We start from the raw sequence: 14,208 nt of genomic DNA on the forward strand, positions 1-14,208 counted from the left end.
CAATCGCTCATTCAATATGATTAAATTGTGAAAGAAGAGTACAAAAAGTGGTATTCGCCCACACTGGGAAAAGATATGGAGATGCTCGTCTACGGGCACTATGGAACTCCCTTGATTATTTTTCCAACTACCTTGGGTCGTTTCTACGAAAGTAGAGACTTCAAACTGATTGAGTCTGCCCGGCATTTGGTAAACGAAGGAAAGGTTAAGATTTACTGTCCTGATACCATCAATGATTTGAGTTGGTACAATAAGGGTATTCACCCGGCTGATAGGGTCAAAAACCATATTGTTTTCGAGCAGTTTATCAAGGACGAAGTAGTTGACGCCATTCGACATGAATACGGTATCGATAAAGTAGCTGTTGGCGGTGCAAGCTTCGGTGGCTATTCAGCTGCCAACTTTGCTTTTAAAAACCCGCACTTGGTAAGTCACTTGATCAGCATGAGCGGATCATTTGATATTCGTTCATTTATGGACGGACACTACGATGACAATGTGTACTTTAACAACCCTGTGGATTATTTGCACAATAGTGATAATCCCGAGCTTTGGAATCTTAAGATTACCTTGGGCTATGGAGAGTGGGATATATGCAAGGATGCAAACCTTGCCCTTTCGAATATACTGAGCTCAAAAAATATTCCCCATTGGCTGGATGAGCGTCGATGGGCAGAACATGATTGGCCACTTTGGCGCATGATGTTCCCTGATTACATTTCTAAACTTTAACAAGATCTCTTAAAATACATACCATGAAAAAGATTGGAATCCTTTTCGGACAAGAAAACACCTTCCCACAAGCTTTCATAGACCGAGTGAACAGCAAGAATGTGGACGGAATAGTAGCCGAAGCCGTGAATATTGAACAAGTACGTCAAGGCAAAGCCACTGACTACGCCGTTATCATAGACCGTATATCTCAGGATGTACCATTTTACCGTGCCTACTTGAAAAATGCTGCAATCGGTGGAACTGCCGTGATCAACAATCCATTTTGGTGGAGTGCAGACGAGAAATTTTTCAATAACGCTCTTGCCCTAAGTGTAGACGTAGCAGTTCCAAATACGGTATTGCTTCCCTCGCACGAGCGACCAACAGATACAGACGAGAACTCTTTCCGTAACTTGGAATTTCCATTTAACTGGGACTCTATTTTCCAGTACATCGGATTTCCTGCCTACATGAAGCCTCACTCAGGTGGAGGATGGAAAAGCGTATACCGCGTTGAGAATCCGGATGACCTTTTTGCCAAGCATTCTGAAACAGGTCAATTGGTAATGATGCTTCAGGAAGAGATTCAGTTTACTGAGTACTTCCGTTGCTATTACTTAGGTGGAGACCGCGTTCACATCATGCAATACGAACCGCGTAATCCTCATCACTTGCGCTACGTTCGCGATGGAGCGTCCATTGACAAGAAAATTTTGGATAAAGTTCACGAAGGAGTGATCAAATTGAACCATGCCCTCGGATACGACTTCAATACGGTAGAATTTGCTATCAGAGATGGAATTCCTTATGCAATTGATTTTTGCAATCCTGCTCCCGATGCTGATATTCATTCAGTAGGTGAGGACAATTTTGAATGGATCGTAGAGAATGCAGCAAATATGGCTATCGAAAGAGCGAAGGCTCATAAAGATGGTCAGATGAACTTGACTTGGGGTAATTTTGTGAAAGACCAAATGGCAGCTCCAATGAAGGCTCCTGCCAAAAGAGTTGCGAAGAAAGTAGCACCTAAGAAAGCTACAGCAAAGGCTGCTCCAGCCAAAGTTACTCCGACAAAAAAAGCGACTCCCGCTAAGGCTTCAGTTACTAAGAAAGCCGCTCCTGCTAAAAAAGCTACTTCTAAGAAATCAACACCTGCGAAGAAAGCAGTAGCTGCAAAAGCTCCCGTTGCTAAGAAGGCACCTGTTGCTAAGAAGGCACCTGTAGCAAAGAAAGCACCTGTTGCAAAGAAAACACCTGTTGCAAAGAAAGCACCTGTTGTAAAGAAGTCAGTTACTGCTAAAAAAGTGACTACTTCAAAAGCACCTGTTGCGAAAAAAGCTCCCGCTAAAAAAGCAACACCGGCTAAGAAGACTACGTCAGCCGCTAAAAAGCCGACAACAGCACCAAAGGCTAAGAGAGTAACTGCAACTAAAACGACTGCTCCTAAATCAACGAAGCCGAAGGCTGTGGCAAAGAAGGTGAGTGCAACTAGGGCGAAAGTAAGCCCAAAAAAGCCTTCTAAGTCCTAAATTGGACAGGTAGATGAATTTCACTCTTGGTATAGAAGAGGAGTATCAAGTCATTGATCCAACGACTAGAGAACTGGTTTCGCACAAGCAAGAGCTGGTGAGGCTGGGGGAAGAGTTATTGCCCGATCAAATCAAGGCTGAGCTTCACGAGTCTCAAGTAGAGGGTGGAACGAGCATTTGCCGAGACATTCTCGAGGCTGAAGACCAGGTTAAGCTACTACGCAATACCATCATCGAGACCGCCGAAGGGTTAGGCTTGGCAATTGGCGCTGCAGGAACTCATCCTTTTTCGAGTTGGCAGAACCAGACTATCACATCGAATCCAAGATACGATGAGATCATTCTGGAATTGCAAGATGCCGCGCGGAGCAACCTCATTTTCGGTATGCACGTGCACGTAGGAATTCCGAATAGATCATTGGCTCTTCAAATGGCCAATGGCATGCGGTACTTCTTGCCACACTTGTACGCCCTGTCGGCAAATTCTCCTTTTTGGGAAGGCCGAAATACAGGCTTTAAGTCCTTTCGGTCGAAGGTATTTGACAAGTTTCCCCGAACGGGAATACCTGAACACTTCACCAGTTTAGCCGAATACGACAGGTTTCTTGAGCTTTTGGTAAAGACCAAATGTATTGACAGTGCAAAAAAGATTTGGTGGGATATTCGGGTTCATCCTGTCTACCCAACCATTGAAGTGCGTGTCTGTGACGTGACGCTTAGAGCCGAAGAGACTATTGCTATTGCAGCCATGGTACAAGGGTTAGTGGCTAAATTGTACAAGATGCACGAAATGAATTCGAGCTTTAATAACTATAGCCGCACCTTGATCAATGAGAATAAGTGGCGTGCAGGTCGATACGGGATTGACGGAAAGCTGATTGATTTTGGGACAGAAGAAGAGAAACCATGCAAGGATTTGGTTTATGAAATGCTGAACTTTGTGGATGATGTTGCGGGCGACTTAGGTTCAAAAAAGAACTTGAGCTACATTGAGAAAATCCTCGCAGTCGGAACAGGTGCCGACAGGCAGTTGGATGTTTTCTCTAAGAATCAAGATTTAAAGAAAGTCGTCGATTTTATAATAACTGAAACAAAAGACTTCAACTAATATGAAGGCGAAACTCGCATTACTCGATATGTATGAAGGGCATCCCAATCAAGGGATGCGTTCCATTACTGCGATGCTAGATCAATATGCTGATCGCATAGATTACCAGGTTTTTGATGTAAGAGCCAAGCACGAAATTGCCGACCTCAATTACGATATGTTTATTTCGACAGGTGGTCCTGGAAGTCCGTTGGAAGGAGACGGGAAATGGGATGTAGCTTGGAAAGGACTCATTGATGATATCAAGAACCACAATCTTTCCACCGAAAATCCTGCTGATCGGAAGTATATGTTCTTTATCTGTCATTCATTTCAAATGGCTTGTCACCACTTCGAGTTGGGCGAGTTGACGCGAAGAAAGGTCTCTTCCTTCGGGGTTTATCCTTGTCACAAGACCAAAGAGGGTAGGGAAGATCGGCTTTTGAGAGATCTTGCAGATCCGTATTGGGTAGTGGATATTCGCGACTGGCAACTTATTCAGCCAAGAAGAAAGGTTTTTCGAGACCACGGTGCTGAGATTTTGTCTTTGGAAAAAATCAGAACTCATGTGGAATATGAGCGTGCTATTATGTCGGTGAGATTTTCGGATGAAATGGCTGGTACCCAATACCATCCCGAGGCAGACCCTTATGGCATGAAGATTCATTTTGCCAAAGAGGAGAACAAACAAAAAGTTTTGACCAATTACAGTATCCGCAAGTACAACAGCATGATGAAGCACTTGGAGGATCCTGATAAAATAAAATATACTCACAATACGGTCATTCCTGCTTTTATCGATAATGCTTTGGATAAATTGCAAATAGAAACCGTGACAACGGCATAATAGATGGACAAGGACATGAGGAGTTGGTATAATGCCAATTATACGGACGCTAAGTACGATTTATTCAAAAAAAGTATCTCAAAGGCTTTCAATCACACTCCCGCTTTTCGATTGGCTGAAACTCCGGTGTTTTTTGACAGTGACTTGAAGGAGAAAGTCCTCCAAGCCTGTGAGGATATTAATAAAACGATACTTCAACCCAATTTCAAAGAGCTTACCAAAGGGGCAATCAAACACCCCGATCTTGTGGTGCCAAACGAAGATTACCATACGCGGTTTCTTCAAATGGATTTCGGTATTTGCCGGAACGATGATGGCGAGATTGTTCCTCAGCTTATCGAGGTTCAGGGCTTTCCTTCTCTTTACTTTTTTCAAGACCTTCTTTACAAGGCATACATCGAGAATTTCGATATCCCTGATGAGTTCACTGTTCATTTTGATGGATTGGATTCCGTTCGGTATATGGAACTTCTCCGAAAGGAAATTGTGGGAGATTTTGACCCTAAAAGTGTAGTACTACTGGAAGTTGAGCCTGAGAAGCAGGCCACTTATATTGATTTTCTTGGAGCGGAAGCTCATCTGGGTATCAAGGTGCTTTGTCTGACGGGCCTGAAGAAAAGAGGCAAGCAATTGTTTTACAAGGATCAAAACGGTGATGACGTACTTATCCAAAGGATTTATAATCGTGTCATTTTTGACGAATTGAAACAACGCCCGGACCTAAAAAGAGAGTACTTTTTTCACGATGAAGTAGACGTGGAGTGGGTAGGGCATCCGAACTGGTTCTTCCGCATCAGCAAATACACAATGCCCCTTTTCAATAGTCCTTACGTGCCCGAGTGCTATTACCTTGATCAACTGTCTGAATATCCTGAGGATCTTCATAATTACGTCCTCAAGCCATTGTATTCATTCGCAGGAAGCGGAGTAATGCTAAGTATTTCAGCAAAAGATCTTGACGCAATTGAGGAGAAGGAAAACTACATTCTCCAAAGAAAAGTCAATTATGCTCCTTTGATCGAAACGCCATCAGGTCCTGCCAAGTGCGAGCTACGAGTGATGATGATTTGGGAGAAGGAAGAGGCTAAGATCAAATTGGTGAATAACCTCGTGAGAGTCTCAAAAGGCGAAATGGTAGGCGTTCGCTACAACAAAGACAAAGACTGGGTAGGTGCCAGCGTTGGATTCTTTCCGAGGTAATTTTTAATTCTCAGGAGTGCCAGCTTTGTCAAGCTACTAAAATGTAAGGGCATTGAGCACAGCCGAAATGACCGCTTAGCAAACTGAAACTCTTACAGCGACCTTGCAGGAGCGGGTGCGCTTGCGTGAAAGTCTCTTCCAATTCTTGTCGTGTATTCATCGAGTTTTGTCCTCACAGTTTTATGAGAATTGGAAAGCACGATCATGCCAACATGCCATGGCTTGTTGATTTTCCAAACCACTTCAGGATCGTTGAATACGCTCATGTCGGGATGCTCAAAACGGCTTAAAGAAACGACGATCCCCGCATGCTTTTTCTTGTCTTTGGGAGCGGTGTACATTTGGTTTTTGGCAACGGCATTTTCCAGATTGGCCCATTCTCTCCATAGATTGACGCCACTCGCCGCTTCAACCATCTCGGCCAAATGGGCTCCGCCAACGCGTGATGATGTTTCTAAGAAGAAGTATTCACCTGTTTCGTTGGACTTGATAAATTCGGTGTGTGAAGCGCTGTATTGCATTCCGAATGCCGTCAACACTTTTTTATTTAAAGCGATTAAAGCTTTGTTGTCAGGGTCGCTAGGTGCCAATGTTTGCGAGCGAAAAATTCCACCTCCGTGAGCTACTTCAAAGGGTGTATCCAAGTATCCGCTCACTCTTGAGAAAACAACTTTGCCTTCATACGTCAACGCATCTGCGTGAAACACTTGTCCAGGCGAAAATTTTTCGAGTAGGTATTTGTGCCGATCATCTCCTAGGTCGTCAAGGATTCGCCAGAGCGTTTCTTTGTTATCGATTTTCTTGATCCCAACAGCTGATGCTTCCGATCTTGGTTTGATCATCCAAGGTGGAGATATGGTATCGGCGTATTGGTTGATTTGATCATTATTGAAGAGTGCAGTAAATGCGGGTACCGGAATACTTTCTAATCTGGCTTTTACACGCATGGCCAACTTATCACGAAAGTAGCGACTGGTTGTATCTCCCATTCCGGGAATCCGAAACTGCTCTCTCAATCGAGATACTTTTTCTACGTCAAAATCATCTAAAGCTACAAACCGATCAAAACGAATTTCCCTCATTTGATAAGCTACAGCTTGAATGAGGTGATCCATATTCCAAGTCCCATCCTCCTCTTCTTCCATGAAGAAAACATCGTCGATATGATCCCAAGGCCAATTCTCATCTTTCAGTTTATGAGAAGTGATCAAGTAAACTCTGTTACCCGCTTCTTTGCAGCCTATTAAAAAGTCTTCGCCCTTAAAGTATGAGCAGATGCAGAGGAAAGTGTATTGGTCATTCATAGCGAGTAGGTTATTCTTTGATTAAATGGAGCATAAAGTTACGGAAGAGGGCAATGCCGTAACCGGTGGCACTCTTGTTTTTTACAAATGGATTGCTTTGAAAGGACACACCGGGCATATCTATATGCGCCCACCGAGGATGCTCGTCGGTAAATGCTTCCAAAAACTTAGCTGCTGCAATAGAACCTGCCACGGGTTTGGAGGGAAAATTGGCAAGATCAGCTACATCACTTTGAACGTAGGATTCGTAATCTTTCCAGAGCGGCATAGGCCAGCATTTATCTCCCGAGTCAAGTCCTGACTTAAAGAGGTCATTGCTCAAGTCTTGACTCGAAGAATAGAGTGCGGCAGCTTCATACCCCAAAGCTCTTACTGAACTTCCTGTTAAGGTAGCCATATCCACCAGAGTTTTTGGCTTGAGATTTCTCACGGTCCACGACAAGGCATCGGCCAGTATCAATCGACCTTCTGCGTCGGTGTCAATCACCTCAACGGTTTTCCCCGAGTAGGTATTGATCACCTCTCCGGGCAGAACGCTGTTGGCATCTACGCTGTTTTCGGCGGCCGGAACGATGGCTGCCAAATTGATGGGAAGCTTTAATCTGGCTGCCAGTTCAATTGCTCCCAAAACCGCTGCACCACCTGCCATATCGCATTTCATGAAATGCATATTAGTGGAGGGCTTGATGGAAATTCCTCCCGTATCGAAGGTGACTCCTTTACCCACTAGGGCAAGGTCAATGCCTTCTTCTTTTTTGCCAAAGTATTGTGAAACGATAAAAACAGGTTCATTTATACTCCCTTTTCCCACGGCATGAAGAGCAAACAGTTTCGCCGAAATCACGTGATCTTTGTTCCAAACTTCGCAGTCGTAGTTGTATTTTTTGGCAGAAGCCTTTGCCCAATGGCCAAGATATTCCGGCGTTTTTTTGTTTGGCGGCAGATCTACTAATTCCATGATTCGCATCTGAACTTCTGCTTCAATTTCGGCATCATTCAGCATTTTTGCATCTGTATGCTTTGCGATGATGTAGAGTGAACGTTCCGTTTTCTTTTTCTGACCGGTAGTCTTAAGTTGGTCAATTTTATAATTACTCAGCGCAAGACCTTTTATTGCGGCAGTCTCACTGGCTTCAAATGTTGAGAAATCCAAAACCGGAACACTTCCCCAGCGGTGTTTGGTCCGGTGCGCTAACAACCTGAATTGATGGCAAATCTCTTTGTCTTCAGAATCGGGTTTGATGAAGAAATGGATCTCAGGAGTTTCGTTAGCTCTTACCCAATCCCATTCTCCATGTTTCAGACCATCGTCACTAGTGGTTGTTGGGTATATCTTTGCAGAGACAAGGTCGGGACAAGTATCCGCTAGTCGAAAGTTCATAATTATTGGTTTTCTCTAAAATACAACCATTCAATGGCTTTGGGAAATTCATCTCGCCAAAAAGATTCACCATGCGTTCCTTCGGGATTCAAAGACAAATGCAGTCGAATTTGATTGAAGATTGATTTGCCTTCGAGTAGTCGTTTTTTAAATCGAAGTACATTGGGCATGTGATTTTGACTTTCCTTACCGCCCGCGTAGATGTACAACTCCGTAGGTAATTCAGGGTGAAAATGCTCAGCCTGCCGAAATATTTTCGGAGCAATCCAAAGGCTCGGAGAAAATACCATGAGCTTGCCAAAATTATTTTGATGGTTGAGTCCGGCAAAAAGACTAATCAGGCCTCCCATAGAGCTACCTCCTATACCTGTATGTTCTCTTTCTGTAAGTACACGGTATTTTTTGTTCACATAGGGAATCAGAGTATCTTCTAAAAACCGAACGTAAAGCTCACCTTGTCCTTTTCCAAATCGAGGATTGAAGTAGGGCATATATTCGGTAATCCGATCCTCACCTCCATGATCAATAGCGATAACGATTACATCGTCCAAACCTTTGGAGGCTAGATATTCCAATGACTTATCTATGGCCCAGTTGCCAAATGGTGCAAACTCATCAAACAAATTTTGACCATCATTCAAATAGAGAACGCGATGCAACTTGTCGGTTTCATGATAGTTGTAGGGAAGGAGTGCAGAGATCCTTCGCTTTCTACCGAGTTGAGGGATCTCATATTCTCCTTCAATTATTTCGATGATGGGTGCATACTTTGATGCTACTTCCACTTGTGTATTCATTTAGAACGAAAATAAATCTTAGTTCGTTCAGAGACAATTCAACTTATGAACCAATAATTGATAAAATGGTGGAAAAAGAAATGCCCGTTTTGTCAAAGCTAGTATTTTGTTAATCCGTTACTCCAGTCTTATCTTTAAGTGTCTGCCTATTCGATTTTAAGAGTCCATTAATTTCGCGATGCATTTTTCTCTTCGGGCACATAGATTCCCACTTCTTCTGATGCATCTACTATTTCTTTAATCACCTCATCGAGTTCGGCTGAAGCAGTTTTCAGGTAACTAAGAAATTCCTCTATGGAAATATCTTTAAAGCCATCTTGCTCTACCATAGTGGTCAACCCCATTATGCGCGTCAATGGACCACGAAGTTCGTGAGACTGAGTCCAAGCGATTCTTTTGAGCTTTTCGTTTTGGGCCTCTATGGCATTGAGAAACTCTGTGTGCGCGCTAACGTCTCGCATTGCACCTACCATTCTTATTGCGATACCATTATGGTCTCTGACTATAAATCCTCGGTCATGCACATGAGCATATTCGCCATCACCCTTTTTGAATCGGTATCGCTCTTCCCACTTGTTTTGACTGGACTTGATAAAATTCTCAAGACCAAGCACTACACGTTCGTAATCATCCGGATGAACCAATTTGGCCCAATCGTCGAGGTGATCTTTGTCCAAATCAATTTCATGTCCGAAGAGTTCATTAAATGAGGCGTTCCATTTCAGGATATTGGTTTTTATGTCTAAGTCCCAAATAGCATCTTGGGTGGCTTTGGATGCCAAGGCATATCGGTTGTTACTCTCCTTGATTTTCTCTTGTGCTCTCACCAGATGAGTTACATCCCAATTGAGTCCTACTAGAAATACAACTTCTCCATTTTTATCTAAGATTGCATTTGCCGAGGCTCTAATATGTCTTATTTCATTGTTGTCTTTTCTTAAGATTCTAAACTGAAACTCAAGGTCAGTTCCCGTGTTTACTGTGTCGGTTAGCGCGTTAATAGATTTTGCTTTGTCATCGGGATGTAGACTATCGACCCACTCTTGACGTTTGCCTGAGAATTTTTTGGGATCAACCCCAAAGATTTCAAACATTTGATCATCCCATTCGAGTGTATCTTTTATAGGATCGTACTTCCAAAGGCCTAAATGTGCAGCCTTGGCCGCTAGCCGGAATTCCCTTCTAGCTTCGGTGAGTTCAGTTGTAATGTCTATTAATTGAGTAATCTCAGTTGTAACGGTGTCGAAAATAATACTCCCATCCTTTTGTTGATTAGGGGTTCCTGATCCTTGAATCCACTTTAATTCGCCGTTTCGATTTATGATACGCCACGTCTGTTGCCACTTTGTCAAAGTCTTCAATGAATGCTCCACTGAATTGGTTATGGCTTGTCGATCTTCTTCATTGATCTGATCCCAAACCAATTCATTATTATCCATTATTTCGCTAACCGAAATTCCACTTAACCTTTCATATCCTTTGCTGATGAATGCCAATTCGGATTTTCCATCAGGATAGATTTTATGACGTTGTACGAATCCATCAATATTGGAAATGATGTTTTGAAGCATGAGCTGCTGATCATTGGATTCATCCTCAATATTTTTTAAGGCAGTGACGTCAGTGGTGATGGAGTCCCATTCGATGGTTCCATCTTCAAATCTTTTTGGAATAGCAATTACGTGGAGGTGCTTTTCATTTCCTTCGCTGTCGGTAAAGGAATAAACATGATCTAATTTTTTGTTCTCACAGATGGCACTGCGAAATTCAGATGCGAGGAGATTATATTGAGATTCATCTAGAAGATTCCATACACTACGGGGATTTGAAATGACCTCTTCAGCCTTCAATCCCCACATTTCTTTCGCTCCTGAACTGAGGTATAAGTTTTCTATTACCCCATCAGGACGGAGTCTGTATCGAGCCAAAACCCCGTTGATTCCGTCAGCAATATTTTCAATTCTATTTTGGGTATTTGCCAGGTCCAGCTCAGCACGCTTTCTCAGATCGATGTTTTTCACGGAGCCCAGAATATGCATGACTTCCCCATTGCCGTCTTTAATTCCATTACACTCCGCACGGACCCAGATGTAATTTCCGTCGTTTTTTATAACTGGAAATTCAGATTCATACGGTAGTCCTCGATCTAAATGATCGCTCATCTCTTTCCGAATTTTTTGTCGATGGTCAGGATGGGCCAATTCAGAGATCATTGCCGGAGGTATACCAGCATTCGGGGCATATCCCAATATTTGATATAAGCTATCACTCCATGTGATTTCGCTTTTTTCTTTGTCATATTCCCAAACTCCGTTTGAGATGGTTTCAACCAGTGTGCGGTACTTTTTCTCGGTAAGTAGAAGATTGCTCTTACCATATTCACCGGTTTGCTCGAACTCATTATGCGCCTCAATGAAACGTCCGGTGAGTATGAGACTTTTGGAAATTGAAAACTCATTGAGATCAGGCAATTGGATGTAATCTGCCGCACCATTCTCTATGGCCTTGATTCCATTTTGGTGGTTTTGACATATTGCGATAAAGTAAATGTTCCCCGTTTCGCGAATGATAGTCTTAACATCAATGATGTCTGCGTTGTAATATACAATCGAAAACGACTTATCGTTTAGCTTATTAGGATCATCAGTACTTTCAGGGCCAGGTTTTTTCAGGTCGTGAAAAACGTCTCTGATTATGGCGGAAACATCAGACTCTAGTCTAAAACAATAATATGTCGCAATCGGCTTCATTGAAGAGAAATAAAGCTTAGCACTATACAACCAAGAAAAGTTAAGATACAAGTTAATTCAACAAACTCAAGAATTGGATGAATTGTTTTTGGTGATTTCCTAGTCTATCTTTTCCTGTAACATACCCATATTCTTTTCCAAAAAGCTGATGGTGGCTTGTATTACCTCGGCTGTCGCGCCCGATTGCGGTCCATAGGCGATCACGTGACCACCGGCATTTGGAAACTCTACAAGTTGTTTTTTGTCTACAGGAGTTCCTAATTCCTCATGCATTCGTCGGATGGCATCAACCCTAACCGTATTGTCTTGATGGTCCTCATCTTTGTAGTACGCACCGTTAAAGACAGGGCAGGTTACCTTTTCAAACGTTTCTCTTGTGGCGGCTGTTTCTACCAGTTCTTGTAGCTCCACGACCGACTCCAGTCGATACTTGTCATACCAGTATTTTCGATAATTGTCGTCTGAGGGCACCGTGCGGTACTCACTTCCGAAATTGATTCGGGCTATCCGCAATCCCCAAGGGTCATTGAGCAAAAAAGCAGCGGGATCATTTATTTCAATGTTTGGAGAGTAATTTATCAGTCCTTTTATCTCGGGATAGGTGGCGGCTAGCTTCAATGCCAATGTTCCGCCTGTACTCGTGCTCATGATTATGACTTCTTTTCCAAGAGTCTTTCCAATAGCGTATGCCTCTTTGGCGCTTTGCCAAATTCCTTCTGCCGTGAAGTTGAATAAAGGCTCTTCTGAATTCAGTCCGTGCTCAGACAGTCGAGCTAAGTAGAGATTGCAACCAAACCGTTTTGCAACCTCGCGGTGTGTAGGTGCACCTTCCTCTTGACTTGCGGTAAAGCCGTGCAGGTAAACAATGGCCACGTTAGTTGGACCCTTTTCCACTGAATCCCACCACACTATTTCTGCACCGTTGCCGGGTTTAATGTCATACATCGCTTCTTCGGCCTTAACGAAGCTTTCAATTTCATTAATTGAAGGTACTTCAGGCAGATTGGCATTATAATCAGGGGTATCGGGAGTGGGCCCAATGAAATAAAAAATTAGAACCCCAAAGAAGATTAAGGCGATGGTCTTTTTCATAATGGTTAAAATTAAAATTTTTCGAAGGCACCCAAACCGAAAAGTCCAAAATCAAAGCGAACGGGATCTTCCGAGTCAAACTGCTTCAGTTTTTCGTTTAGTTCTAAGACGGCTTTCCAGTCGTCTTGCTTTCGTTTGAGTAGTTTGAGTTTTCGCGCCACACGTCCCGTGTGGACATCAAGTGGCAGGTAGAGCTGGCTCGGGTTCATTTGATCCCAAATACCGAAATCTACCCCCGCGTCGTCTTTGCGAATCATCCACCTCAGGTACATATTCATCCGTTTGGCGGCCGAACCTTTGGCAGGGTCGGGGAGGTGCTTCTCGGAGCGCTTGAGATGTGGTACTTCAAAAAAGGTGGATTTAAACCGGGTCCAACCAGAACCCGGAGAAGCTTGGTCGTTTTTGAATGATCGAGCCATAACGCTTTCCAATCCACCCAGGTCGAGGTAGAATCTTTTGAGCGCGGCAATAAAAGTGAGACAATCATCTCCATTGAAGGTTCGGTGAACGAAATTTTCAAAGGGAATCAAGTCTTTATCCTGGTGATTGACGATGAAGTCATGCGGAGAATTGTCCATCATTTGCATGAGTCGGGTGGCATTGTTGATGATGGTCACTCGCTGCCCCCAAGCGATAACGGCTGTCAAGAAACCACTAATCTCGATGTCTTCCTTCTTTTCAAACCGATGTGGGATTTGAATGGGATCGGTAGCTATAAAATCCGAATGATTGTAAAGAGAAGTCTTTTCACGAAGGAGCTTTTCTACTTCTTGTTTGTTCAAACCAAGGTTTGTTTTTCTTCAAATTTTCCGTCGACCATCGTCAGCATTCTGTCGGCCATTTTGGCTAGCTCAAGGTTGTGAGTTACGATCACAAATGTTTGTCCGAGCTCATCTCTCAATTCAAAGAAGAGTTCATGAAGCGCTTTGGCATTTTTAGAATCCAGATTGCCCGAAGGTTCATCGGCAAAGATCACCGAAGGATTGTTCATCATGGCGCGTGCCACGGCTACTCTTTGTTGCTCGCCTCCCGAGAGTTCATTAGGCTTGTGGTCGGCTCGGGGTTTTAGACCTAGGCGCTCCAGCAAATGCAGACCTCTTTCCTCCGCAGATGCTTTGCTCATCCCTGCTATATATCCGGCTATGCAGATGTTCTCCAACGCAGTGAACTCAGGTAAGAGGTGGTGAAACTGGAAAATAAAGCCGATGTGCTCGTTTCGAAAAGCAGCCAATTTCTTTCCTGAAAGGCCTGTAGTCTTTTGTCCGTTTATTTCCACTTCACCATTGTCGGCTTGATCGAGTGTTCCCAAGATTTGAAGTAAGGTGGTCTTGCCTGCTCCTGAATCTCCAACAATGGATACTACTTCCCCTTTTTTAATCTCAAGATTTACTCCTTTGAGAACTTGGAGTTCACCGTAGGATTTTTGCACTTCTTTTGCCGAAATCATGTAGTCAAAAGTAGACAAATCCATTCTCTTCAAAACAAAATAAAAAAGCACCGCCACTGT

Annotated in this window: 11 protein-coding genes and 1 pseudogene; 5 read left to right on the top strand and 7 right to left on the bottom strand. The window is 43.3% G+C overall.

The window, feature by feature from the left end; translation table 11 throughout:
* Window positions 1–27: 27 nt before the first annotated feature.
* From O3Q51_02310 to O3Q51_02330, 5 genes and pseudogenes are all read left to right on the top strand, one after another.
* Window positions 28–732, top strand: coding sequence for an alpha/beta fold hydrolase (locus tag O3Q51_02310; GenBank protein MCZ4407626.1), 705 nt, complete (start codon window positions 28–30; stop codon window positions 730–732).
* 23 nt (window positions 733–755) lie between these two features.
* Window positions 756–1,691, top strand: a pseudogene (locus tag O3Q51_02315) (hypothetical protein).
* 565 nt (window positions 1,692–2,256) lie between these two features.
* Window positions 2,257–3,351 carry a carboxylate-amine ligase gene (locus tag O3Q51_02320; GenBank protein MCZ4407627.1) on the top strand — a complete coding sequence of 365 codons (1,095 nt, stop codon included), beginning with the start codon at window positions 2,257–2,259 and terminating at the stop codon, window positions 3,349–3,351.
* Window position 3,352: 1 nt separating this feature from the next.
* Window positions 3,353–4,177 carry a GMP synthase gene (locus O3Q51_02325; GenBank protein ID MCZ4407628.1) on the top strand — a complete coding sequence of 275 codons (825 nt, stop codon included), beginning with the start codon at window positions 3,353–3,355 and terminating at the stop codon, window positions 4,175–4,177.
* A 3-nt stretch (window positions 4,178–4,180) separates the two neighbouring features.
* The gene (locus O3Q51_02330) at window positions 4,181–5,377 is read left to right on the top strand and encodes a hypothetical protein (protein MCZ4407629.1); all 1,197 of its coding nucleotides are present in this window, start codon (window positions 4,181–4,183) and stop codon (window positions 5,375–5,377) included.
* Between the two features lie 92 nt (window positions 5,378–5,469).
* On the opposite strand, the gene O3Q51_02335 is transcribed toward O3Q51_02330, so the two are convergent.
* From O3Q51_02335 to O3Q51_02365, 7 genes are all read right to left on the bottom strand, one after another.
* Entirely contained in the window at window positions 5,470–6,681 is a 1,212-nt protein-coding gene (locus O3Q51_02335) for an ATPase (GenBank protein MCZ4407630.1), read from the bottom strand.
* Between the two features lie 10 nt (window positions 6,682–6,691).
* A complete protein-coding gene (locus O3Q51_02340) occupies window positions 6,692–8,062 on the bottom strand; it encodes a leucyl aminopeptidase family protein (protein ID MCZ4407631.1) in 1,371 nt (456 codons plus the stop codon).
* A 2-nt stretch (window positions 8,063–8,064) separates the two neighbouring features.
* Window positions 8,065–8,859: an alpha/beta hydrolase-fold protein gene (locus O3Q51_02345; GenBank protein ID MCZ4407632.1), complete on the bottom strand. Its 795-nt coding sequence runs from the start codon at window positions 8,857–8,859 to the stop codon at window positions 8,065–8,067.
* Window positions 8,860–9,026: 167 nt separating this feature from the next.
* A complete protein-coding gene (locus O3Q51_02350) occupies window positions 9,027–11,609 on the bottom strand; it encodes a PAS domain-containing protein (protein ID MCZ4407633.1) in 2,583 nt (860 codons plus the stop codon).
* A gap of 99 nt (window positions 11,610–11,708) precedes the next feature.
* The gene (locus O3Q51_02355) at window positions 11,709–12,701 is read right to left on the bottom strand and encodes an alpha/beta hydrolase (protein MCZ4407634.1); all 993 of its coding nucleotides are present in this window, start codon (window positions 12,699–12,701) and stop codon (window positions 11,709–11,711) included.
* 11 nt (window positions 12,702–12,712) lie between these two features.
* Entirely contained in the window at window positions 12,713–13,483 is a 771-nt protein-coding gene (locus O3Q51_02360; GenBank protein ID MCZ4407635.1) for a TIGR02757 family protein, read from the bottom strand.
* Window positions 13,480–14,148 carry an ABC transporter ATP-binding protein gene (locus tag O3Q51_02365; protein MCZ4407636.1) on the bottom strand — a complete coding sequence of 223 codons (669 nt, stop codon included), beginning with the start codon at window positions 14,146–14,148 and terminating at the stop codon, window positions 13,480–13,482. The genes O3Q51_02360 and O3Q51_02365 overlap by 4 nt, the downstream gene beginning before the upstream one ends.
* Between the last annotated feature and the right edge of the window lie 60 nt (window positions 14,149–14,208).

This window comes from Cryomorphaceae bacterium 1068 (assembly GCA_027214385.1).
Classification (GTDB): Bacteria; Bacteroidota; Bacteroidia; order Flavobacteriales_D; family Cryomorphaceae; genus JAKVAV01.

What these genes read in the sequence shown, in the direction of transcription:
- O3Q51_02325 (MCZ4407628.1), top strand. Translation starts at nt 3,353, where the DNA reads ATGAAGGCGAAACTCGCATTACTCGATATGTATGAAGGGCATCCCAAT.
- O3Q51_02355 (MCZ4407634.1), bottom strand. Translation starts at nt 12,701, where the DNA reads ATGAAAAAGACCATCGCCTTAATCTTCTTTGGGGTTCTAATTTTTTAT.
- O3Q51_02320 (MCZ4407627.1), top strand. Translation starts at nt 2,257, where the DNA reads ATGAATTTCACTCTTGGTATAGAAGAGGAGTATCAAGTCATTGATCCA.
- O3Q51_02340 (MCZ4407631.1), bottom strand. Translation starts at nt 8,062, where the DNA reads ATGAACTTTCGACTAGCGGATACTTGTCCCGACCTTGTCTCTGCAAAG.
- O3Q51_02350 (MCZ4407633.1), bottom strand. Translation starts at nt 11,609, where the DNA reads ATGAAGCCGATTGCGACATATTATTGTTTTAGACTAGAGTCTGATGTT.
- O3Q51_02330 (MCZ4407629.1), top strand. Translation starts at nt 4,181, where the DNA reads ATGGACAAGGACATGAGGAGTTGGTATAATGCCAATTATACGGACGCT.
- O3Q51_02335 (MCZ4407630.1), bottom strand. Translation starts at nt 6,681, where the DNA reads ATGAATGACCAATACACTTTCCTCTGCATCTGCTCATACTTTAAGGGC.
- O3Q51_02345 (MCZ4407632.1), bottom strand. Translation starts at nt 8,859, where the DNA reads ATGAATACACAAGTGGAAGTAGCATCAAAGTATGCACCCATCATCGAA.
- O3Q51_02365 (MCZ4407636.1), bottom strand. Translation starts at nt 14,148, where the DNA reads ATGATTTCGGCAAAAGAAGTGCAAAAATCCTACGGTGAACTCCAAGTT.